At 62.5% G+C, this 22,709-nt stretch carries 22 protein-coding genes; 16 read left to right on the top strand and 6 right to left on the bottom strand.

Features of this window, described 5'->3' with window-relative positions; genetic code table 11:
• Window positions 1-14: 14 nt before the first annotated feature.
• The 5 genes from hydA to ACEXP3_RS16200 form a co-directional block, all read right to left on the bottom strand.
• The gene (hydA, locus tag ACEXP3_RS16220; protein ID WP_377298211.1) at window positions 15-1,421 is read right to left on the bottom strand and encodes a dihydropyrimidinase; all 1,407 of its coding nucleotides are present in this window, start codon (window positions 1,419-1,421) and stop codon (window positions 15-17) included.
• Between the two features lie 20 nt (window positions 1,422-1,441).
• Window positions 1,442-2,707, bottom strand: a complete 1,266-nt coding sequence (locus ACEXP3_RS16215; protein ID WP_377298210.1) for a cysteine desulfurase-like protein — start codon at window positions 2,705-2,707, stop codon at window positions 1,442-1,444.
• Window positions 2,708-2,736: 29 nt separating this feature from the next.
• Entirely contained in the window at window positions 2,737-3,486 is a 750-nt protein-coding gene (locus tag ACEXP3_RS16210; protein WP_377298209.1) for an amino acid ABC transporter ATP-binding protein, read from the bottom strand.
• Window positions 3,486-4,157 (bottom strand): amino acid ABC transporter permease, encoded by a 672-nt coding sequence (locus tag ACEXP3_RS16205; protein ID WP_377298208.1) that lies wholly within the window; start codon window positions 4,155-4,157, stop codon window positions 3,486-3,488. The genes ACEXP3_RS16210 and ACEXP3_RS16205 overlap by 1 nt, the downstream gene beginning before the upstream one ends.
• Before the next feature lie 62 nt (window positions 4,158-4,219).
• Window positions 4,220-5,017 carry an ABC transporter substrate-binding protein gene (locus tag ACEXP3_RS16200; protein ID WP_210106484.1) on the bottom strand — a complete coding sequence of 266 codons (798 nt, stop codon included), beginning with the start codon at window positions 5,015-5,017 and terminating at the stop codon, window positions 4,220-4,222.
• A gap of 155 nt (window positions 5,018-5,172) precedes the next feature.
• Between ACEXP3_RS16200 and ACEXP3_RS16195 the strand changes: the two genes are divergently transcribed.
• The 6 genes from ACEXP3_RS16195 to ACEXP3_RS16170 all read left to right on the top strand — a co-directional run bounded on the left by ACEXP3_RS16195 (window position 5,173) and on the right by ACEXP3_RS16170 (window position 10,973).
• Window positions 5,173-5,871 carry a FadR/GntR family transcriptional regulator gene (locus ACEXP3_RS16195; RefSeq protein WP_210106485.1) on the top strand — a complete coding sequence of 233 codons (699 nt, stop codon included), beginning with the start codon at window positions 5,173-5,175 and terminating at the stop codon, window positions 5,869-5,871.
• Window positions 5,872-6,101: 230 nt separating this feature from the next.
• Entirely contained in the window at window positions 6,102-6,734 is a 633-nt protein-coding gene (locus tag ACEXP3_RS16190; protein WP_377298207.1) for an HAD family hydrolase, read from the top strand.
• Window positions 6,735-6,781: 47 nt separating this feature from the next.
• Complete coding sequence (locus ACEXP3_RS16185; protein ID WP_377298206.1) at window positions 6,782-7,852, top strand: ABC transporter ATP-binding protein; 1,071 nt, start codon at window positions 6,782-6,784, stop codon at window positions 7,850-7,852.
• Between the two features lie 44 nt (window positions 7,853-7,896).
• Window positions 7,897-9,138: an extracellular solute-binding protein gene (locus ACEXP3_RS16180; RefSeq protein WP_377298205.1), complete on the top strand. Its 1,242-nt coding sequence runs from the start codon at window positions 7,897-7,899 to the stop codon at window positions 9,136-9,138.
• A 69-nt stretch (window positions 9,139-9,207) separates the two neighbouring features.
• A complete protein-coding gene (locus ACEXP3_RS16175) occupies window positions 9,208-10,128 on the top strand; it encodes a carbohydrate ABC transporter permease (protein WP_377298204.1) in 921 nt (306 codons plus the stop codon).
• Window positions 10,125-10,973, top strand: a complete 849-nt coding sequence (locus ACEXP3_RS16170; protein WP_377298203.1) for a carbohydrate ABC transporter permease — start codon at window positions 10,125-10,127, stop codon at window positions 10,971-10,973. Before ACEXP3_RS16175 ends, ACEXP3_RS16170 begins: the two co-directional genes overlap by 4 nt.
• Before the next feature lie 8 nt (window positions 10,974-10,981).
• Here the strand turns inward: ACEXP3_RS16170 and ACEXP3_RS16165 are convergent, their stop codons facing one another.
• The gene (locus tag ACEXP3_RS16165; RefSeq protein WP_210106490.1) at window positions 10,982-11,833 is read right to left on the bottom strand and encodes a MurR/RpiR family transcriptional regulator; all 852 of its coding nucleotides are present in this window, start codon (window positions 11,831-11,833) and stop codon (window positions 10,982-10,984) included.
• A gap of 141 nt (window positions 11,834-11,974) precedes the next feature.
• On the opposite strand from ACEXP3_RS16165, the gene murA reads away from it, so the two are divergent.
• From murA to ACEXP3_RS16115, 10 genes are all read left to right on the top strand, one after another.
• Window positions 11,975-13,231: a UDP-N-acetylglucosamine 1-carboxyvinyltransferase gene (murA, locus tag ACEXP3_RS16160; protein ID WP_377298202.1), complete on the top strand. Its 1,257-nt coding sequence runs from the start codon at window positions 11,975-11,977 to the stop codon at window positions 13,229-13,231.
• A complete protein-coding gene (locus tag ACEXP3_RS16155) occupies window positions 13,228-14,106 on the top strand; it encodes a glucosamine kinase nucleotide-binding domain-containing protein (RefSeq protein ID WP_377298201.1) in 879 nt (292 codons plus the stop codon). Before murA ends, ACEXP3_RS16155 begins: the two co-directional genes overlap by 4 nt.
• A gap of 123 nt (window positions 14,107-14,229) precedes the next feature.
• Window positions 14,230-15,162: an N-acetylmuramic acid 6-phosphate etherase gene (gene murQ / locus ACEXP3_RS16150; protein ID WP_377298200.1), complete on the top strand. Its 933-nt coding sequence runs from the start codon at window positions 14,230-14,232 to the stop codon at window positions 15,160-15,162.
• 74 nt (window positions 15,163-15,236) lie between these two features.
• Window positions 15,237-16,754 carry an ABC transporter substrate-binding protein gene (locus ACEXP3_RS16145; protein ID WP_377298199.1) on the top strand — a complete coding sequence of 506 codons (1,518 nt, stop codon included), beginning with the start codon at window positions 15,237-15,239 and terminating at the stop codon, window positions 16,752-16,754.
• A 22-nt stretch (window positions 16,755-16,776) separates the two neighbouring features.
• Window positions 16,777-17,739 (top strand): ABC transporter permease, encoded by a 963-nt coding sequence (locus ACEXP3_RS16140; RefSeq protein WP_377298198.1) that lies wholly within the window; start codon window positions 16,777-16,779, stop codon window positions 17,737-17,739.
• On the top strand, window positions 17,736-18,578 hold the full coding sequence (locus ACEXP3_RS16135; protein ID WP_377298197.1) for an ABC transporter permease: 843 nt from the start codon (window positions 17,736-17,738) through the stop codon (window positions 18,576-18,578). The genes ACEXP3_RS16140 and ACEXP3_RS16135 overlap by 4 nt, the downstream gene beginning before the upstream one ends.
• Window positions 18,575-20,359, top strand: a complete 1,785-nt coding sequence (locus tag ACEXP3_RS16130) for an ABC transporter ATP-binding protein (protein WP_377298196.1) — start codon at window positions 18,575-18,577, stop codon at window positions 20,357-20,359. Before ACEXP3_RS16135 ends, ACEXP3_RS16130 begins: the two co-directional genes overlap by 4 nt.
• Entirely contained in the window at window positions 20,337-21,368 is a 1,032-nt protein-coding gene (locus ACEXP3_RS16125) for a serine hydrolase domain-containing protein (RefSeq protein ID WP_377298195.1), read from the top strand. The genes ACEXP3_RS16130 and ACEXP3_RS16125 overlap by 23 nt, the downstream gene beginning before the upstream one ends.
• A 12-nt stretch (window positions 21,369-21,380) precedes the next feature.
• Window positions 21,381-22,496, top strand: a complete 1,116-nt coding sequence (locus tag ACEXP3_RS16120; RefSeq protein ID WP_377298194.1) for an anhydro-N-acetylmuramic acid kinase — start codon at window positions 21,381-21,383, stop codon at window positions 22,494-22,496.
• 120 nt (window positions 22,497-22,616) lie between these two features.
• A partial coding sequence (locus tag ACEXP3_RS16115; RefSeq protein WP_377298371.1) for a helix-turn-helix domain-containing protein occupies window positions 22,617-22,709 on the top strand: 93 nt, incomplete at its 3' end.

The following is a 22,709-nucleotide window of genomic DNA, read 5'->3' as shown; positions in this document are numbered from 1 at the left end:
AGATGGCTGCCGCGTCAGCGCACCAGCGATGACTTGCCGCGCGACAGATAACCGCCCTGGCTTGCCTTCTCCGGCGCAAGTGCGCCGTTCTCGACAATGGTCTTTCCGCGCAGGAGAAGACGCACCGGCCAGCCGGTCAGGGCCAGCCCCTCATAGGGCGTATAATCGGCCCCGTGCTGCAGCATGTCATTGGTAAGCGTAACCTGGCGGCTCGGGTCCCAGAGGGCGATATCGGCATCCGAACCGATCGCGATCGTTCCCTTGCGCGGGTAAAGGCCATAAAGCTTGGCGTGGTTGGTGGAGGTGACGGCGACGAACTGGTTGATGTCGATCCGGCCCTTCATGACGCCTTCGGAAAAAAGGATCGGCAGGCGCGTCGCAACGCCCGGAATGCCGTTCGGGATCCAGCGGAAATGCCGCTTGCCCTTGTCGTTCAGCTTGCCTTTTACATCATCGAAGCGGAACGGGCAGTGGTCGGAGGAGAAGAGGTCGAAGACACCCTGCTCAAGGCCTTCCCAGCAAGCATCCTGGCTTTCCTTGTCGCGCGGCGGGGGCGAGCAGACGAATTTTGCGCCGTCCATGCCGTCCAGATCCAGATCGTCGGCCGTCAGCATCAGATATTGCGGGCAGGTCTCGCCGGCAATCTTCTGGCCGCGCTGGCGGGCACGGCGGATTTCCTCCATGGCCTCGCGATTGGAGACATGGACGATGACGATCGGTACATCGACGATTTCGGCAAGCGACAGCGCCCGATGGGTGGCCTCCCGCTCGGCCGCGATCGGACGGGTGGTGGCGTGGAATTTCGGCGCAAGCTTGCCGTCCTCCTCATGGCGCCCGATGAGGTAGCGGATGGCATCCTCGTTCTCGCAATGGACCATCACGAGAGCACCGGTGCGCCGCGCCGTATCAAGCGTGGCCAGGATCTCGTCATCGCGCAGGCGAAGGCCCTCATAGGTCATGAAGACCTTGAGGGAGGTATAGCCATCCTCCACCAGCGCCGGCAATTCCTGGCCGAGCACCTCTGGCGTCGGATCGGTGATGACGAGGTGGAACGAGACGTCGACATGGCATTGCCCGTCTGCCTTGGCATGATAGACCTTCAGCGCCTCGCGCAGCGACTGCCCCTTCTCCTGCATGCAGAAGGCAAGAACCGTGCTATTGCCGCCGATGGCGGCCGAACGCGTGCCGCTGTCGAAATCGTCAGCCATGACGATACCATCGCCGGAGGGCTGGTCGAGATGCACATGGCTGTCGATACCGCCCGGCAGGACGAATAGGCCGGTCGCATCGATGATCTCATCGGCATCCGTCAGGTCGGCAGCCAGCGCCAAGATCCGGCCATCGCGAATGCCGACGTCACTGACGAACGTATCGCTTGCCGTCACGACCGTTCCGTTGCGGATCACCGTATCAAAGCGCATGGTCCCCGTTCTCCTCTGTCTCAGCTTGCTTTGGAAAGTCCGGCATCGGTCGACAGGATCCTGTCCAGCGCCGCTGTAAACCGGTCGACTTCCTCCAGCGTGTTGTAATGCACCATGGACACCCGCAGCATGCCGCCATGGTCGGTCAAGCCGAGATATTCGGCAAGCCGGCGCGAGTGGAAATCCCCAAAGCGCATGGCGATCTGTTCTCCATCCATTGCCTTGCACACGTCGCCGGCATCGCGGCCGTCGAAGCGGAAGGCGATGGTGGGAACGCGCATGCCGTCGCGATTGACCGGCTGGCCGACGATGCGGCAGTCGTTGCGGGAGCGCAGGTAGGTGAGCAGCCGATCCGCCAGCAGGTTTTCCTGGGCGGTGATGGCCTCGAACGCGGCCTCGATCTTCTGGCGCACCGTGCCGGTTTCGCCCGCTTTTTCGCCGAGCGCCACCAGATAGTCGACAATGCCGCAGGTCGAATAGGCCAGTTCATAATTTGGGTTGCCCGGCTCCAGCTTGCCCGGCACTTTGTCCTTGCCGTAGAAGTAATGGTAGAGCGTATCGAGCTCCAGCAGCAGGTCGTATTTGCCGTACATCAGCGCGTAATGCGGACCATAGGTCTTATAGAGGCTGAACACATAGTAATCGGCATCGAAGGCCTGCACGTCGACGGCGCGGTGCGGCGCATAGGCGACCGCATCGACGCAAAGACGTGCACCGCGCGCATGAACGAAATCGGCGATCTGGCGGATCGGGTTGATCGAACCCAGGATGTTCGACACATGCGTGACGCAGACCAGCTTGGTGCGCTCGCTCATCAGGCCAGCCAGATCGTCAAGATCGAGCGTCAGCGTCTCCTTGTTGAGCGGCCAGATCTTCAGCGTGATGCCGGCTGCCTGCAGCCGGTCCCACGGGCCGATATTGGATTCGTGGTCGCTGACGGTGATGATGATCTCGTCGCCTGGCGAAAGCTGGCTCTGCATGGCGCGCGCGAGATTCTGCAAGAGCGCCGTTGTGGAATTGCCGAAGACGATTTCCTCCGGCCGGGCGGCATTGACGAGATGCATGGCCGCGGTGCGGGCTTCCATCAGCGCGCGAGCGGCATCCTGCGATACTGCATAACTTCCGCCGATCTGGACGTTCTTTTCAATCAGGAAGCGATTGATGCGGTCGATCGCGCCGCTCAGGATCTGCGATCCGCCGGCATTGTCGAAAAAGGTCCAGCCGCGGCCAAGCCCTGGGAACTGGCTGCGCACGAAATCGAGATCCAGCGGCGAAGTGTCGGCCATCCTTGTGGTCCTCCCGGTGTTTTTCTTGTTCAATGATTGAGGACGGCGCGCAGGAAACCTCGCGTCCGTTCCTCCCTGGGGCTGTCGAAAATATCGCCTGGCGTTGCCGCCTCGACAAGGCGGCCGCCATCCATGAAGATCACGCGGTCCGCCACCTGGCGGGCAAAGCCCATTTCATGGGTGACCACCACCATGGTGACGCCGGTGCCGGCAAGCTTTCGCATGACATCCAGCACTTCTCCGACCATTTCCGGGTCGAGCGCAGAGGTCGGTTCGTCAAACAGAAGAACCTTCGGCTCCATGGCAAGGGCGCGAGCGATGGCGACGCGCTGCTGCTGGCCGCCCGACAACTGGCCCGGATATTTGTCCGCCTGCTCGGCAATGCCAACACGCGCCAGGAGCTCGCGGGCCTTGCGCTCGGCCTCCGGCTCCGGCGTCCTGCGGACCCTGAGCGGCGCCAGCATGATGTTGCGCAGTACGGTCATGTGCGGAAACAGGTTGAAGGACTGGAAGACCATGCCGACTTCGGCACGCACCTTTGCAAGCTGCGGCCCCGGACCGACGGGAATGCCGTCGACAGTGATGGTGCTGCCTGCGGAAAAGGCCTCCAGATGATTGATGCAGCGGATGAGCGTCGATTTGCCGGAGCCGGACGGCCCGATGACGCAGACCACTTCGCCCTCGGCAATATCGAGGTCGATACCGTGCAGAACGGTGAAATCGCCATAGGCCTTGGTGAGGTGGCGGATGGAAATGAGCGTGGAGCCGAGCGTGCCCATCAGCGTTTCCCCCTGGCAAAATGGCGTTCCAGCCGCGCGACGATGGCAACCATAGGCCACAGCAGCAGCACATAAATGATGGCAGCGCCGATCAGCGGCGTCGGATTGGCGGCAAGCGCCTGCGCCTGCGTTGCCTGCTTCAGAAGGTCCGGCATGGCAACGACTGAGGCAAGTGCTGTGTCCTTCAAGACATTGATGCAATTGTTGGTGAGCGGCGGAATGACGATGCGGATCGCCTGCGGCAGGACGACATCGACCATCGTGTGGCGGTTGGAAAGACCGAGCGCCGCGGAGGCCTCGAACTGCCCTGACGGGATCGCCTCGATGCCGGCCCGGAAAATTTCCGCCGTATAGGCCGCCGAGACCAGCGACAGCGCCGTGACCGCCGAAACGAAAGGCGACAGCCGGATGCCGACGAAGGGCAGTGCGTAATAGACGACGATCAGCAGGACCAGCAGCGGGATGGACCGGAAGATATCCACGTAGACCCGGATCAGGAACCGGACGACAGCGGGTGCGTAAAGCCGCGCGATGGCGAGAAAAAGTCCGCCTGCCAGCCCGACGACGATGCTGACAATGCCGATCTCGATCGTCACCAGCAGGCCGCGCAGAAGCTGCGGCAGGCTGTCGATCAGCACGCGCATGTTGAAGAAGGTATTGAGGAGGTTCATGCCGCAAAGGCTCCCTGAGGCGGATCCGGCGGGGCTTTGCCCGCCGGAGACTGCATTCAGCCTTACTTGCCCTTCGGCATGTCGAGCACGGTCACGGTCGAGGTCGTATCCTCGGCCTTGGCGCCGAACCAGGTCTCATGCAGCTTGGCGATGTAGCCTTCCTTCTTCAGCGTCGTGATGACCGCATTGACTTCAGTCGCGAGCGGATCGCCCTTGTTGAACATGATCGAGTATTTCTCACCCGTCGGGATGCGCTCGACAACCTTCAGCTCCGGCTTGTCCTTGACGTAATAGAGAAGTGCCGGAATGTCGGAAATGTAGCCGTCGATGCGGCCGGCAACGAGATCGAGCATGGCGGGCGACAGGCCCTCGAAGCGGCGGATGTCGCCGAGCTTATACTCGCCCTTGTGGGCTTCCGCCCAGATATCGCCGGTGGAGGCGGTATCAACGCCCACTGTCTTGCCGGCCATGTCCTTGAGGCCCGAAATGCCGGATTTCGCCGTCACGGTCAAAGACTGGTCGCTGTCATAATAGGGCTGGGCAAAGGAAACCGATTCCAGGCGCTTCGGCGTGATGGTGATGGACGACACGGCCATGTTGATTCGGCCGGACTGGACGGCGGGAAACAGGCCGCTGAACGGCGTGTTGACGAATTCCACCGTCTTGCCGAGACGCTTTGCGATTTCCTTGACGAGATCGACCTCGAAGCCCGTCACCTTGCCGCTGGCGTCCTCGAACTCCCAGGGAACGTTGCCGATATTGGCGCCGACGGACAGATCCGCCGCGTGGGCGCCGGCGGCACCAAGCGCTGCAAGCAGGGCGGTGAACAGAGTGGTCTTGAATGCAGATGCACGCGTCATGAGGTTCCCCTTGTTTTTTGAGCACGACTTCATCAGTATTGGTCCAACTGGTCAGACCAGTAAGGCCAAAAAAGCATGCGGCTTTGCGCTTGGCAAGGTGGCCCGCAAAAAAATAGATTGGCCGTGCCAAGATGTGGGACCGGAGAAGAGACCCAATGCTCAACAAGACGCTCGTTCCCCAATCGGTGGCCCGCGAGATCCAGACGATGATCCAGAAGGGCGTGCTGAAGCCGGGCGACAAAGTGCCTTCGCAGCGGGAGTTTGCGCAGAAATTCGGCATTAGCCGCGCCTCGCTCCGGGAGGCCTTGCTGACGCTCGAAACGCTCGGCCTCATCAAGACCGAGGCGGGGCGGGGCAGTTTCATTTCCAGCCCGTCCTCCGGCATGAACGGCAATTCGGGCCATATGGCGCCGTGGCGCTACTCCGACAGCTATTCGGTGTTTGACGTCTTCCAGACCCGCATCCTGCTGGAGGGCGAGATCGCCCGTCTCTCGGCCGGACGGTTGACGCAGCTGCAGCTGGAAAAGATGGAGACCGCCACCCGCACGATGGAAGAATGCTGGAGCAGCCAGGATCTTCTGGCCAATGTCGAGGCGGACCTGGAGTTTCACGCCATCATCGTCTCAGCCTGCTCCAACGCCATGCTGAAGGCGCTCTACCAGACGGTGCGGGACCAGGTGACGGAAACGCAACGCCAGCCCATCCCGATCACCGACCCTAAGCGCATGAGCGAATCGATTGCCGAGCATCGCCGGATCATTGCCGCCTTGAGCGCAAACGACGCCGGTGCCGCCCGCCAGGAGATGGAAAATCATATCCGCAACACCGCCCGCTGCGCCGGACTTCTGCCGTAAGGAAACGGGAGACGCGTCGCAGCCTTGGGAAAGAAGCGGAAGACAGCGCGATCCCGCTTGAAATGAGCAGCAGGCCTGCAGCCGGCATGTGGCGCTTGGCGGCCTGCCGGACAAAATAATTTATTCTGCATTGTTGAAAAATTAGGAATTGTAAATTCCTCTGCAATTTGACACTCTCTCAGCAAGCGTCGGGATACTGTTGCCGCGCTCTGGGAGAAGGGCTGGTCATTGTGCAGGATGAGCAGAGTGCGACCGCAACGTCACCGCGACGGAAACTTTTGGTTTTCGATGTGGGAGGCGTGTTTGTCGATCTCGACCCGGATGCCCGCAACGCCATCCTGACATCGAGCAAGCGATGGGATCCCGGCCTGCCGGTGCCGGCAGCAATCCGAGAGCTGAACAGGGACTTTCGTCTCGGCCGGATCGATGACGCAGCCTATGTCGATCGTGCCGCACAGTTTTACGGCCTGTCGCATCATGATGTGTACCGCGCCGAAACCTCTTTACTGAAAGGCGTGCTGCAGCCGATGGCAGCGCTGGTGCCGACCCTTCGGGCACAGCATCGGGTCGTGTGCCTCTCCAATACCCAGGCCATTCACTGGCGCCACATCCTCGACCATATGCTCGGCGCCGATTTCTTCGATGCCTGCTATCTCTCGCACGAGATGGGCCTGGAGAAGCCGGACCCTGCCATCTACCGAAAGCTGGCGCAGGACGAGAACGTAGGCGGGCAGGACATCGTTTTCGTCGACGACACGGCGGAAAATATCGAGGCGGCGCTCGCTCTCGGCTGGCCGCACAGCATTCATCACGTCACACCCGACCAGACCATCGCAACCATCAAGCGGCTGCTCGACTGTTGATGCAGCGCATCGACCGGCAACCAGACGTATAGCGGAGTTGAACGACATTGGCCCGATTGTCCCTGCGCGGTATCAAGAAAAGCTTCAAGGCCGTCGACGTCCTGCACGGCATCGATCTTGAGGTGAACGACCGGGAACTAATCGTCTTCGTCGGTCCGTCGGGTTGCGGAAAATCCACCCTTCTGCGGCTGATTGCCGGCCTCGACCCGATCACAGAGGGCGAGTTCTGGTTGAACGATCGCCTGATGAACCAGATTGCCCCGTCAAGGCGCGGCATTGCCATGGTGTTCCAGTCCTACGCGCTTTATCCGCACATGAATGTCTACGAGAACATGGCCTTTGGCGCCCGGCTGATGGGGCTCGACAAGGCCGAGGTCGAGGCGCGGATCGCGGAAGCGGCGCGCATGCTGCGGCTGGAGCCGCTTCTTGAGCGCAAGCCGCGCGAACTTTCCGGCGGCCAGCGCCAGCGCGTCGCCATCGGCCGGGCGCTGGTGCGCAAGCCGCAGCTTCTGCTGCTCGATGAGCCGCTCTCCAATCTCGATGCGGCGCTGCGCTCCGAGGTGCGGCTGGAAATCGCCCGCCTGCACCGCGAGATCGGCGGCACCACCATTTATGTCACCCATGACCAGGTGGAGGCGATGACGCTTGCCGACCGGATCGTCGTCATCAATGCCGGGCGCATCGAACAGTTCGGCACGCCGCGCGAGCTTTACGAAACGCCGGCCAACACCTTTGTCGCCAACTTCATCGGCTCCCCCCGCATGGCCATGCTGGAGGTCGAACGTCAGGGTGAGCGTCTTGTCGCCCCCGGCATCGGCGAAGTCGCGCCGGACCGGCTGCCGCAGGGCACGGAGAAAGACATCCTGCTCGGTGTTCGCCCCGATGGCATGACGCTGACGCCCGGTGCGGAGGGAACGGGCTTTGCCGCAAGCGTCGTCTACACCGAATATCTGGGCGACAGCGCCTTCGTCTATGTCAGCATGGCGGGCGAGCCTCCCATCTCCGTCCGCTGCGGTCCCGAAACGCATCTGTCGCCCGATACGCCCGTTCGCATTCACGTTCTGCCCGGAAAGGCCCATTATTTCAGCCGCAGCACCGGGCAGCGGCTGGCCATCTGATGTCACTGAAGCCTTGTCGACAAAACACAAGAAAAGAGGAACCGATGAAAAACATACTGCTGGGAGCAACCCTTGCCCTTTCCACCCTGCTTGGACCCACGATGTCCTTTGCAGCCGATCTGACCTTCTGGACCTGGCGCCAGGAGGACAAGGCGGAATATGAAAAGCTGTTTGCCGATTTTTCCAAGGCCAATCAGGGCGTCTCGATCAAGTTCGAGGCGTTTGAGGCCACAAGCTACAACACGGTCCTGTCGACGGCGCTTGCCGGTGGCAAGGGGCCGGACCTGATGATGACGCGCACCTATGGCGGCATGGAGAGCCTGGCGGGCGCCGGCTACCTGATGCCGCTCGACAAGACGAAAGTGCCGGCCATCAGCGGTTTTTCCGAGGCGGCCCTTGCATCGGAGACCATGCGCTCCGACAAGGTGCTCTATGCCATCCCGGCGGCGAGCCAGACCATGCTCGTGGTCTACAACAAGGAGATCTTCGAGAAGAACGGCATCAGCGAGCCGAAAAGCTGGGATGAGCTGATTGCAGCCTGCGAAAAGTTGAAGGCGGCAGGCCTCATGCCCTTTGCCAATGGTACGGCAACGGCCTGGCAGAACGAGACCATCGTCTCGGCGCTCACCTCCTCCATCATGGGCAAGGCCTTCTACGCCGATCTGATGGCTGGCAAAACCGACTTCAACGATCCGCGCTTCGTGACGGCCCTTGGCAAGCTGAAGGAAATCTCCGCCTATTTCCCCGAGGGCTTTGTCGGGCTTGATTACGCCTCTGCCCAGCAGCTGTTCACGTCCGGCATGGCCGGCATGTTTGCCGGCGGCTCGTTCGAGATCGCCAATTTTGCCAAGCAGAACAAGGATCTGAAGCTTGGCGTGTTTGCCGCGCCCGGGCTGAAGGCGGAAGATGAAAAGCTTGTCGGCCTGTTCTACGATTCCGGCTTTGGCGCCAATGCCAAGACGAAGGATCCCGAGGCTGTGCTGAAGTTCCTCAACTATGTCGCAAGCAAGGCCTTCGGCCAACCGTTTGCCAATAATCTCAACAACGTCTCGGCAGTGCCGGGCGTGACCTTCGAAAGCCCGCTCCTGGCAAAGGTCGCCGAGCTGAACCAGCACTCGATCGCCTATATGACGCTCGTCAACTTCCGCTATGGCGAACCGACCGGCTCCAATCTCATCCAGGCCGGCGTGCAGAAGCTGCTCAATGGCCAGGCAACGCCCGCCGAGGTCGGCAAGTCGATGACCGATGGTCTTTCCGCCTGGTACGCGCCGTTCAAGAAGAAGTGACGGGAAGGGCCGGGCGGAGACGTCCGGCCCCACCTGCCTGCCGATGGTCAAGTTCTTGAAGGAAAACCGATGCTGTCCAGCAAACTGACAGGACGCAACCTTTGGATCGCCGCACTGGTCGTGCCGCCGATTGCCTTCATGTCGCTGTTCCTCGTCTATCCCATCCTGTCGGCTTTCGCCTATGCCTTCTACGAGTGGAGGGGACTGGTGCGCGGTGACTTCATCTGGTTCGACAATTTCTACCGCGTTCTCTTCGAGTTTCCGTTTTCCGAGCGCACCATCAATGCGTTCAGCCACAACATTTTTGTGTTCTTTGCCCTGATGGTGCTGCAGAATGGCGTCGGCTTTCTGCTCGCCTATTGCCTCTGGCGCGAGCTGTGGGGCGCGCGCTTCCACCGTGTCGCCGTCTTCCTGCCGGTGGTTCTCTCCACCGTCATCGTCGGCCTGTTGTGGAAACTCTTCCTGCATCCGCTGTTCGGTGCAGTCAACGTATCGCTGCGCGCCATGGGGCTCGGTTTTCTCGCCCAGCCCTGGCTCGGGCAGGATTCGACCGCGCTGATGGCCATCATCGTGGCCAATGCCTGGCACATGGTCGGCTTCCCGACGCTGGTGTTTCTGGCCGGCATGCAGCGCATTCCCTCCGAAATCCTTGATGCGGTGCGCATGGAAACCGAAAGCGAATGGGTCAAGATGTCAAAGATCGTCTGGCCGCTGGTCGCACCGTCCGCCACCGTCGTCTTCACGCTGCTGTTCGTCGGGGCCTTCAACTGGTTCGAACTGCCCTATGTGATGGGCGGCATCGATGGCTCCCCCCATGGCGCAACCGATGTGCTCGGACTTTATTTCTACCGCACGGCCTTCGGCAGCATGTCGGCTTCGGCTGAGAATTTTGGTCCGGGCAGCGCGCTTGCAGTGCTGATCTTCCTGTTCATCGCCATCGTCTCCTCCGTCATCACGATCAGGCTGCGCAAGAGGGAGATCCAGCTGTGAGCAGGCAAACGCGCGATGGATCGTTCATGGCGTTTGGCCGTGACGGGCTGATCCAGATCATCCTCATCGGCAACAGTATCGTCATGCTGGCACCGATCCTCATCATGGTTATGTCTGCCTTCAAGACGAATGCGCAGATTTTCCAGTCGCCGTTTTCGCTGCCCGATTTTACCAAGGTCGGCAATCTGGTGCGGGTATGGGCGGAAACGGATTTCATCCGCTACCTGATGAATTCCTTCATCGTCACCGGCTCGTCGATTGCGCTGATCCTGGTGCTCGGCACCATGGCGGCCTATGCACTGGCGCGCTACGAATTCCGCGGCGCAAACCTGATCCTGCTGTTCTTCCTGGCGGGCCTCACGCTGCCGCTCAAACTGGCCGTCATCCCGCTCTTCATCCAGATGCGGGATCTCGGGCTGCTCGATACGCGCTTTGCCCTGATCTTCATCTATGTGGCGACCGGGCTTCCGACGACCGTGTTCATCCTCACCGGCTTCATCCGCAGCCTGCCGAACGAGCTGGAGGATGCAGCGCGCATGGACGGCGCCAGCGAAGCGCGCATCATGTGGGCGATCATGCTGCCGCTGGTGCGCCCGGCCATGGTCATTGCCGCCATCCAGAACGTCGTGCCGATCTGGAACGATTTCTTCTTCCCGCTGATCTTCATCCAGTCGAACGACCTGAAAACCCTGCCGCAGGGGCTCACCACCTTCATGGGTGAGTTCGGCACGGATTGGGGCGTGCTATTTTCCGGCCTGACGCTCTCGGCGCTGCCGGTCATCATTCTCTACATCGCCCTGTCGCGACAGTTCGTGAACGGCATGACGGCCGGCGCCATCAAATAGCGCCGGCCTCAGGAGGATTTCAGCATGACGACGGCCGCTTCGCTGGCATGGATGGCGTCGTTTGCGCCGGGAAGGGTGCGGATGAGAAGCAGGAAGATCAGGTCCATCACGGCAAACTGCGCGTCGCGCGAGGTGATGGCCGAAGACCGCACCCGCTCTTCGTCGGCAACGGTGCTGAGTGCGACATCGGCAAGTTCGCTGAGGCGGTTCTGGTGAAGGCCGGTGAGCGTGATGATGGTCGCACCACATTTCTTCGCCACCTCCGCCAGCCGCACCGTTTCGAGCGTCGCGCCCGATTGGGAAATGGCAAACAGCACATCCTCGCCGGTCATCGAGGCGGCATTGGCAATCTGGATATGCGTGTCGCTGTCGATCAGCGCCATCAGGCCGAGCTTCAGCAGCTTGTAGGAAAAGTCACGCGCCACAAGCGAGGAGGCGCCGACGCCGGCCAGATGAATGCGCCGCGCCGCCACCAGCGCATCGACGGCCTTCTGCACCGTCTCCTCGCTATTGACCTGCATGGTCTGCTGCATGGCAGAAACCTTGCTCGCCACCAGCTTCTGCTGCATCGTGACAAAGCTGTCGCCCTGGTCGATCGTGCCGTGGATCATGCCGGTCGGCACGCGCCATTCCTGCGCCTTGGCGCGGGTCACGGCAAGCTTCAGCTGCTGATAGCCGTCATAGCCGATCTTCTGCGAAAACTTGACGACGCTCGACTGGCTGCGCCCGGTGGCAGCGGCAAGCTCTGCCGAGGAAAGCCGGACCATGCGCTCGGGATCATCGATGATGAACTGGCCGATTTCGCGCTCGCCGTCCGTCATCGAGTCCAGTTTGGCGCGGATCACTTTCAAGACGGACATGCTGGCTTTCCTCTAACTCTTTGGCGCTTGGCGGAATATGCTATTCTCAATCAGAAAATTATCTGGAATATTATAGCCGGTGTGCCGTCTGAGGTCACCATCCTTATCCGGCCGCTGTGCGGCGTTGAACGGACGCATATCATGGATCAACTTCGCATCACCGGTGGCAACAGGCTGGATGGCGCCGTGCCCATCGCGGGTGCCAAGAACGCCGCATTGCCGCAGATCGCCGCGTCCTTGTTAAGCCCGGAACCGCTCGAACTGACCAACCTGCCCAAGGTGTCGGATGTCGAGAACATGCTGAACATCATCGGGCTCTACGGCGCTGAGGTGAGCCGCGACATGCGCGGCACGCGGATCGATGCGGCAGACATCGTGGCGCGCACGGTGGATTACGACACGGTGCGCAAGATGCGTGCCTCGATCCTCGTCCTTGCGCCGCTGCTTGCCCGGTTCGGTGCCGCGCGCGTCTCGCTGCCGGGGGGATGCGCCATCGGCGCGCGTCCGGTCGACATGCACCTGAAGGTGCTTGCCGCCCTTGGCGCCGAGGTCGCCATCGAGGGCGGCTATATCGTTGCGGATGCAAAGGCGGGATTGTCCGGTGCGCGTATCGTGCTGTCCGGCCCCTCCGTCGGCGCAACCGAAACCGCGCTGATGGCCGCAACCGCTGCCCGCGGGGAAACCGAAATTCTGAACGCTGCGCGTGAACCGGAAGTGGTGGATCTCGTCGCCTGCCTGACGGCTATGGGGGCTCAGATCGAAGGGGCGGGAACCCACCGGCTGCTCGTCCAGGGGGCAACGACCTGGCGCGCGGCTTCCCACCACGGAATTCCGGACCGCGTGGAGGCTGGAACTTATGCCGTGGCGGCCGCCATCACCGGCGGGCGTATCGAACTGGTGAACGCCCGCATGGAGCATCTGGCGTCCGTGTTTCAGGCGCTGGAGGCCATGGGCGTCACTGTCTGGCCAGGGGATCGCGGCGTGGTGGTCAACGGAACCGAACGGCTGCGGCCGGTCGATATCACCACCGAACCCTATCCCGGCTTTCCGACCGACCTGCAGGCGCAGTTCATGGCCATGGCAAGCCGGGCGGAGGGGGCCAGCCTGTTTCGCGAGACGATTTTCGAAAACCGTTTCATGCATGTGCCGGAACTGATCCGGCTTGGCGCCGATATAGCCCTCAACGGTCCCGTTGCCGTAGTGCGCGGCGGCAAGCCGCTGAAGGGGGCACCCGTCATGGCGACCGATCTTCGCGCCTCCGTCAGCCTCGTGCTGGCAGCGCTGGTGGCGGAGGGAGAAACGGTGATCAACCGGGTCTATCACCTTGACCGTGGTTATGAACAACTGGACCGAAAGCTTGCGCAATGCGGAGCGCAGATCGAACGGATCTCGCAATGACGGTGGAAAAGGGCAGCGGGCCGCTTTTCGTCGGCGTCGATGGCGGGGGAACGGGATGCCGAGCCCGGATCGTGGATGCGAGCGGCAATATTTTGGGGCAGGGCCTGTCGGGTCCTGCCACCACGCGGATGGGCGTGGACAATGCCTGGGCATCCGTCCTGCGCGCCTGGCAGGGTGCGGCCGAAGAGGCGGGTCTCGACCCCTCCGACGCGCCCCAGGTCCATGCCGGGGTCGGGATTGCGGGCCTCAGTCGCGCCGGCTCGCTTGAGCAATTGCAGATCCTTGCCCATCCGTTCGCCTCCGTCCGCTTCATCTCCGATGGCGCAGCCGCCTGCCTCGGCGCCCATTCGGGTCGGGATGGTGCCATCGTCATCGCCGGCACCGGCTCGATTGGCCTTGCCTTCATTGGCGGCGAAGAAAAGCGCGCCGGCGGGTACGGCTTTCCCATTTCGGACGAGGGCAGCGGTGCGGATCTCGGCCTCACATCGATCCGGCTCGCCTTGCGCGCCTTCGACGGCCGGCGCGAGCGCACGCCGCTCCTGTCGGAGGTGATGGCCCGCTTCGATGGGGAGCCGGCGCGGCTCATCGGCTGGATGGACAAGGCGACCGCCACCGACTACGCGACCTTCGCGCCGCTCGTTCTGCGCCATGCCGATCAGGGCGATCCGGCAGCCCGCCAGATCGTGCAGGCGGGTGCCGCCCATATCGATGCGCTGGTGCGGCGCATGGTGGACTATGGGGCACCGCTGGTGACGCTTCTCGGCGGCCTTGCCGGCCCGCTCGAGCCATGGCTTTCGCCGGATGTGCGCCGCCGCCTGAAGCCACCGGATGGCGATGCCGTCTCGGGCGCCATCATCCTCGCACAACGCCCCTGAAGCAGGCGGAATCCGCTCCCGCTCGTCCGGAAACTGCCGCGACAAGAGGAATAAAATATTCCTAAATAAATTGACATTCGGAATATACGATCATAACAATAGGGAAACAACGAGTGGTATCCCATGTCGCACGAGCATCTTCTCGCAGAACTCAAGACGTTGGTTTCGGAAGCCCGCAATCCCAATTCCATGGCGATCGATCTTCTGCCGACCCGGGAAATTCTCGAGGTGATGAACGCGGAGGATGCCAAGGTTGCGGATGCCGTCGCCAAGGTCATTCCCGAAATCGCCTGCGCCGTGGATGAGACCGTGCGGGCCTTTCGCGAAGGCGGCAGGCTGATCTATGTCGGCGCCGGCACCAGCGCGCGGCTCGGCATTCTTGACGCCTCCGAATGCCCCCCGACGTTTTCGGTGCCGGAAGGCATGGTGGTGGGCCTCATCGCCGGCGGCCCGAAGGCCATCATGCAGGCTGTGGAAGGCGCCGAAGACGATCCTGACGAAGGCCGTCGCAATCTCGAGGAGATCGATCTCAACGAGCGGGACGTGGTGGTCGGCATCGCCGTCAGCGGCCGCACGCCTTATGTCATTGGCGCCCTCGATTATGCGGGAACCGTCGGCTGCGTCACTGTCTCTCTCACGTGCAACCCGAAGTCGACGATCGCCGGCATGGTCGATATCCCGATCTCGCCGATCGTCGGACCCGAGGTCGTCACCGGCTCGACGCGGCTTAAATCCGGCACGGCCCAGAAGCTGGTGCTCAACATGCTGACGACCGCCGCCATGATCCGCATGGGCAAGACCTATGAAAACCTGATGGTGGATCTGACGATCAGCAATACGAAGCTTCACGTGCGGGCCATCGGCATCATTGCGGAGGCAACCGGCTGCACCCCGGACGTGGCCGAGACCTACCTGAAGCTCAGCGGCAATAATGTGAAACTCGCCATCCTGATGCTTCTGACCGGCCTTGACGTCGAGGCCGGGCAGGCAATTCTTGCGGCAAGCGATGGCTTTTTGCGCAACGCTCTTGAAGCTGCGCGACAGATGAAGGTTTGACACTGTAGACGATGCAACCACACGGTCACCCGCCTCAAGAAGCCCGGGAACCGGAAAACAGAGGGATCAAGGTCATGACATACGGTTTTACACGCAAACTGCTGGGTTCGGCGGCAATCGTCGCGTCCCTTCTCGTCGCCACGGCCGCACCATCTTTCGCCGCCACGCTCAAGATGGCCTGGGCGCAGGACGCGACCGGCCTTGATCCGCACAAGCAGACGGCGTTTTCCTCCATCCGCCTTCTGGAACTGATCTATGAGCCGCTCGTGCGCCTCGATGCGGATCTGAAGACGGTGCCGGCCATTGCCACCAGCTGGTCGTTTTCCGAAGACGCCAAGACGCTGACCTTCAAGCTCGACCCCAAGGCCAAATTCCACAACGGCGCCCCGGTGACGGCGGCCGACGTCAAGGCCTCCTTCACCCGCATTCTCGACCAGGCAACGGGGGCGGCCGCGCGCGCCAACTACCTGTCCATCGAAGCCATGGAAACGCCGGACGAGCACACGATCGTCTTCAAGCTGTCGCAGCCCGACGTGCCGCTCCTGACCGCCATGGGCAGCATCAACGCCGCCATCGTGCCGGCATCTGAAATCGCAGCCGGCAAGATCGGCACGCAGGCAGTCGGATCCGGCCCGTTCAAGCTGGAAAAATGGGAGCCGAATGCGCGCGAAACGCTCGTGGCCAACAGCGACTGGGCGGGCGGAAAGCCCGGCGTCGACGGCATCGAAATCCGCGTCCTGCCCGATGAGAATGCCATTCTGGCAGCGCTCAGGGCCAAGCAGGTGGACTTTGCGCTGTTGAACGACCCGCTGGTTGCAACGCTTGTGCCGAAGGTTGCAGGCCTGACGCTCAACCGCAAGCCGGTGCTGGCCTACCATGTTCTGCAGCTGAACCCGTCGCGCAAGCCGATGACGGAGCTGAAGGTGCGCCAGGCGATTTCCTGCGCCATCGACCGCAAGGACATTCTCGACACCGCACTTCTCGGCGAAGGCGAAGTGACCGGCCCGCTCACCATGCCGGGCTACCGGTCCGACCCGTCCACGCTGTTCTGCTACAGCCGCGATGTGGAAAAGGCCAAGAAACTGATGGCGGACGCCGGCTATGCGGGCGGATTTTCGGCAACCGTGATTGCAGCGACCGGCGAGCCGCCGACGGCCGCCTCCGAAGCGCAGGTCATCCAGTCGCAGCTGCAGGAAATCGGCATCAAGCTCGACATCAAGCTGATGGAGCTGAACGTCTATGTCGACACCTGGCTGAAGGGCGATTTCGACATGGCGGTGGCGCTGAACGGCGGCCGCGCCGACCCCTATTCCATGTATAACCGCTACTGGACCAAGGCCGGCAACCTGCAGAAGGTGGCCAACTACATCGATGACGACCTCGACAGCCTGATGCAGAAGGGCCGCGTCGAGACGGATCCGGCCAAGCGCCGCGAAATTTTTGGCGCCTTCGACAAGCATCTGGCCGAAGTGTCGCCGTGGATCTGGCTCTATACCGGCTATAGCTACACCGCCCAGCAGCAGAATGTTCAAGGCTACGTGCCGACCCCGGACGGCTCGCTCTTCGGCATTTCGAAGATCACGCTGAAGTAATGCGCGCGCGGGGCGGAAGAGCATGAATTACCTGATCCGGCGCCTCGTCACCTTTCCACTGGTGATGTTCGGCGTCTCCGTTCTGGTCTTCGTGGCGATCCGCCTCGTTCCGGGCGATTCCATCACGGCGATGCTCGGCACGGAAGCGGGACTTTTGACGCCCGAGCAGCGCCAGTCGCTGGCGGTTTATTTCGGTCTCGACCAAGGCTGGTTCAGCCAGTACTGGCGCTGGATCGGCGGGGTCTTTTCCGGCAATCTCGGTGTCTCCGTCACCTATGGAAAACCGGTTCTTGACGTCATCCTGGAGCGGTTTCCGCTGACGCTCGAGCTTGCCGTCCTTGCCATGGTGATTGCCCTCAGCATCGGGCTGCCGCTCGGCGTCTTTGCCGCTACCCGCAACGAAAAACGTTCCGATCTTGCCGTGCGCATCTTTGCCATGATCGGGCAATCCACGCCGAGCTTCGTCATCGGCCTCCTGATCATCTTCGCGCTGTCGGCCGGTTTCGGCATCCTGCCGGCGATGGGGCAGTTCGTGTCGTTCCTCGAAGATCCGCTCGGCAACCTGTCGCAGCTCATTCTTCCCGCCATGACGCTCGGCCTGTCGTTTACCGCCTCCGTCACCCGCATTTCCCGCTCTGCCGTTCTTGATGTGCTGGGGGATGATTATGTGCGCACCGCCCGAGCCAAAGGCGCCCCGAAGGCCCGGGTGATCTGGCGCCATGCGCTTCCAAATGCGCTGATCCCGGTCGTGACGCTGAGCGGGGTCGAATTCGGCTATCTTCTGGGTGGCGCCGTGCTGGTCGAGCAGATCTTTGCGCTGCCCGGTCTTGGCCGGCTGGTGCTCGATGCCATCCTCCAGCGCGATTATGCGCTGGTGCAGGGAAGCGTGCTGTTCGTGGCGCTGAATTTCATGATCGTCAACCTGCTGGTCGATCTGACCTATGTGATGCTCGATCCGCGCATCCGGCTCGGAGGACGCGCATGAAGGCCTTCTTTCAAAGCCTGCTGCGCCATCCGAGCGGGCGCATCGGCGCAGCCATCGTGCTCCTCTATATCATCGTGGCGTTTCTCTCGCAGGCGGGATTAACCCCTTACGATCCGCTGAAACAATTCCGCATCGAACGCCTGCAGGGCCCGACGCTTGCCCACTGGATGGGCACCGACATGTTCGGCCGCGACGTGCTGAGCCGTCTGATGATCGGCATCGGCCAATCCTTTCTCGTTGCCTTTTCCTCCGTCGGGCTGGCAGCCGTGATCGGCACGCTGCTTGGCCTCACCGCCGCCTGGTTCGGCCATCTCTGGGATGGACTGGTGATGCGTCTCATGGATGTGCTTCTGGCCTTCCCGGCCATACTTCTGGCGCTGCTGTTCATTGCCGTCGTCGGCCCCGGCACGTTTACGAGCATTCTCGCCATCGCCTTCGTTTACACGCCCATCTTCACCCGCGTCGTGCGCGGTCCGGCGCTTTCCATCAAGACGCGCGATTTCGTCGATGCGGCACGCAGTTTCGGCAGTTCCACCTCTTACATCCTCACCCGCCATCTGATGCTGAACCTCGTCGCACCGCTCACCGTCCAGGTGACGCTGGCGCTTGCCTGGTCGCTGCTGACGGAATCGGGCTTGAGCTTCCTCGGGCTTGGCACCCAGCCGCCCAACTCCTCGCTCGGCCTGATGCTGGCCGACAGCGTCAATCTCATGGAAATGGCGCCCTGGCTGCTGATCTTCCCGGCGCTTGCCGTGATGCTCGGCATTCTCGGTTTCAATCTTCTGGGCGATGCGCTGCGCGATATTCTCGATCCGCGCATGCGAAGGGTTGTGGCATGAGCAAGCTTCTCTCCGTCTCGGGCCTCAAGGTCGGCTTCGGCCGCGGTGATGCGCTGCGCCCGGTCGTGCATGGGGTGGATTTCGATCTGGCCGCCGGCGAAACGCTCGCCATCGTCGGCGAAAGCGGCTCGGGCAAATCGGTGACGGCGCTCTCGATCAACCGGCTGGTGGATTATGGCGGCGGGCGCATCCTCGGCGGACGGATGGACTTTTTGACCGCCGGCGGCGCGGTGATCGATCTCGCCACGGCCAGCGACCGGCGTATGGAAAAGATCCGCGGCGGCGAGATCGGCATGATCTTCCAGGAGCCGATGACGTCGCTTAACCCGGTGCTGACGATTGGCGAGCAGATTGCCGAAGCCTTCAAGCTGCAGCGCGGTCTTTCTGGATCGGCGGCCCGTGCTGCAACACTTGAAGCGCTCGAGCGCGTGCGCATTCCTGATGCGGCACGGCGTCTCAAATACTATCCCCACCAGCTCTCCGGCGGCATGCTGCAGCGTGTGATGATCGCCATGGCGCTTGCCACCAATCCGCGCCTGCTGATTGCCGACGAGCCGACCACGGCGCTCGATGTGAGTGTCCAGGCGCAGATCATGGCGCTTCTCGCCGAACTGCGCCGCGAGACCGGCACGGGCCTGATCTTCATCACCCACGACATGGGTCTGGTCGCCGGCATCGCCGACCGTGTGATGGTGATGAAGGAGGGACAGGTGGTGGAGCAGGGGCCGCTCGACCGCATTCTCGACCATCCGGACCATCCGTATACGCAGCATCTCTTGAAGGCCGTGCCGCATTTTTCAGGCGGCCGCCATGTGCGCCGCGACCACCGCCGCGCGCCCGAAGGGGAAACGACACCGACGCTCAAGGTGGAAGGCATGACGGTGCGCTTTCCCGCCACCGCCGGCCTGCTGCGCCGGTCCATCGGCGCCATCCATGCGGTGGAAAGCGTCGATTTCGACGTCATGCCGGGCGAGACGCTTGCCATCGTCGGCGAAAGCGGATCGGGCAAATCCACCACGGCACGGGCGCTTCTCGGCCTCGTCAAGCCAAGCCGCGGCACGTTTTCGGTGCTGGACGAGCGCCCCGCCAACCGGCGCAAACCCGTGCAGATGGTGTTCCAGAACCCCTATGCCTCGCTCAACCCGCGGCTTGACGTGGAAAGCCTGCTGGCCGAGCCGGTGCTTGCCTCGGGCGAGCGGGTGGATGCCGCCGTGCGCGCCCGCATGGCCGCCCTTCTCGAACGGGTCGGATTACCTGCCAACAGCATCCGGCGCTATGCGCACGAATTTTCCGGCGGCCAGCGGCAGCGCCTGTGCATTGCCCGCGCGATGATGGTCAATCCCGCCGTTCTGGTGCTGGATGAGGCGGTTTCGGCGCTGGATGTCTCCGTACAGGCAAAAGTTCTCGATCTGCTGATCGACCTGCAGAACGAGATGAAGCTCGCCTATCTCTTCGTCTCGCACGACATGGCGGTGGTGGAACGCATCGCGCACCGGGTGGCCGTGCTTTACGCCGGCCGGATCGTGGAAATCGGCGCCGCTCAGGCCGTTCTGTCCTCGCCGCAGCATGCCTATACCCGCCGCCTGATTGCGGCCGTTCCCACCATGGAGCGCCGGCGCGAGATTTTTGAGCTGGACACCGCCACCATTCCGACGCTTCTTCGGCCACCGGGCTACGAGCCGCCGAAGGACCATTGGCGGGTCTGCGGCGAGGATCATCAGGTGCGCATCGAAGGCGACCCGTATAAGGACCAGAACCATGTCGCAGAAGCCCGCCGGTAGGACCGAAGCGCTCGAGCAGCCGTTCGAGGCAGCGTTTGCTCTTCTCGACCAGTCGATCGGGAGCGGACGCATTCCAGGCGGCGTGCTTGGTATCCATGACCTGCAGCATGGCCGCATGACGCGTTCCACAGGCCTTGCCCAGAAGGTTGGCGGCGGGCGGATCATGACCGTCGACACCTGGTTCGATCTTGCGTCCATCTCGAAAGTCGCCTTCACCGTGCCCCGCATTCTGGCCCTTGCATCTGAGGGGCGTCTCGATCTCGATGCGCCGGTCACTTCGGTTATTCCGGATTTTCGCCAATATGCGCCGGACTGCTGGGAGCGTGCCGTCACCTTTCGCCAGTGCCTCGGGCACCAGACGCCGTTTCCCGCCGTCGAGCCCATCTACACCTACGGCGACGACCCCGAGCGCCTGCGCGCCTTCGTGCTGCAGCGGGAATGGCGCAAGGGTCCACCGGTCTATTCCGACATCAACTATATCCTGCTGGGCATCGCGCTGGAGCGGATCGAGGGAAAAACCATCCGTGCCATGGAGGCCGGCCCCGGTTTTGCCTTTTCTGCCCCTCCCGAAAAGGCTGCCGCCACCGAGCATTGCATGTGGCGCGGACGGGTTCTCTGCGGCGAGGTGCATGATGAAAACTGTGCGGCCCTGCAGGGCTCCGGCCATGCCGGCCTGTTCGGGACGGTGGATGCGGTCCTGGATTTTGCCGCGCACCTTCTGGAAAAGGATGCGGCGGGCGACCCGGATGTGCGCCTCATGCGCACGCCGCTATCGGATAAACGCACCCATGGCTGGGAACGGCCCTATGAGGGCTGGTCGGGCGGGAGCCTTTGCAACAGCTCCGTCATCGGGCATACCGGCTTTACCGGCACCGGCCTCTGGATCGATTTCGACCGCGGCCGCGCCTGGACGCTGTTGACGAACCGTGTTCATCCGAGCCGCCATGCCGACAGCGGCATTTTTGCCTTGCGCGCCGACGTGGGCGATGCAGTCAACACAATAGACTGAGGGAGAAGAGACATGCAGCCGATCTGGGCCGTGGGCTTGATGACGGGAACCGTGCTGGACGGCAATATCGACGTCGCCCTCCTCAAGACAGACGGCGAGACGATCGAGCAGTTCGGGCTCTATACGCTCGCCCCCTACGACCGTGCGGTGCGCGATCTCCTGGAGGAAACGCTAAAGGAAGCCCGCCGCTGGAATTTCGAGGGGCCGGAGCCCGAAATTTTTGCGACCGCCGAAGAGGCGCTGACCCGGGCGCAGTCGGATGCCGTGCGGTCGCTGGTGGAAGAGGCCGGCCTTTCGAGGGACGAGATCGGTGTCGTCGGTTTTCACGGCCAGACGGTTCTGCACCGGGCGCCACAGCCCGGCCGCATCGGCGCCACGCGCCAGCTGGGTGACGGCGCACTGATGGCAAGCCTGCTCGGCGTCAAGGTGGCCTATGATTTCAGAAGCGCCGACGTGGCAACCGGCGGGCAGGGCGCACCGCTCGCCGCCGTCTATCATGCCGCCCTGCTGAAGCGGGCGGGGGAGGAGGGGGAGGCCGCCATCCTCAATCTCGGCGGCGTCGCCAATATCACCTGGAGCGATGGCAAGGGCCGGCTGGTTGCCTTCGATACCGGACCGGCCAATGCGCCGATCAACGATTTCGTCAAATCCCATGGCCTCGGCGAGATGGACCGCGACGGTAAACTGGCGCGGCAGGGCCAGGTGGACGAGGCGCGCCTTCAGCGTCTCCTGGAACACCCTTATCTGCGCGCAGGCTATCCGAAATCACTCGACCGCTTCGATTTCGGTGCGGCCATGGCCGACGGCCTCAATGCCGCGGATGGCGCAGCAACCCTCACCGCCTTTACGGCAAGCGCTGTCGGCCGGGGGCTCGATCTCTTGCCGCAGCGTCCCGCCAAAGTGTTCGTCAGCGGTGGCGGCCGGCACAATCCGGTGCTGATGGAAATGCTGGGTGCGCGCGCCCGGGTGGACGTCCTGCCGGCTGAAACACTCGGCTGGCGCGGCGATGCGGTGGAGGCGGAATGTTTCGCCTTCCTCGCCGTTCGCGTGCTGCGCGGCCTGCCGATCAGCTTCCCAAGCACGACCGGCGCACCGCACCCCATGACCGGCGGCCGGCTGGCCGGCTAACGTCAGGTTTCTCTCGTGTAGTTCCATAAGCTGTCTTATCGGGCAGGATGTTGTAGGGGGGGCAGATTCCATTTTCAAATGCAACGAAGACAATAATGGCCATGGTTTCAGGAGGATGGAATGGCCCGCTCTTTTATGCAGTTGAGTTTGGATGAACGTCGTATCATCGCACGGATGCATGAGAAGAAGATCAGTCAGGCTGAGATCGCGCGC

The sequence above is a fragment of the Neorhizobium fuzhouense genome, from assembly GCF_042611105.1.
Classification (GTDB): domain Bacteria; phylum Pseudomonadota; class Alphaproteobacteria; order Rhizobiales; family Rhizobiaceae; genus Neorhizobium; species Neorhizobium galegae_A.
This window is presented reverse-complemented; position numbering and strand designations above follow the sequence as displayed.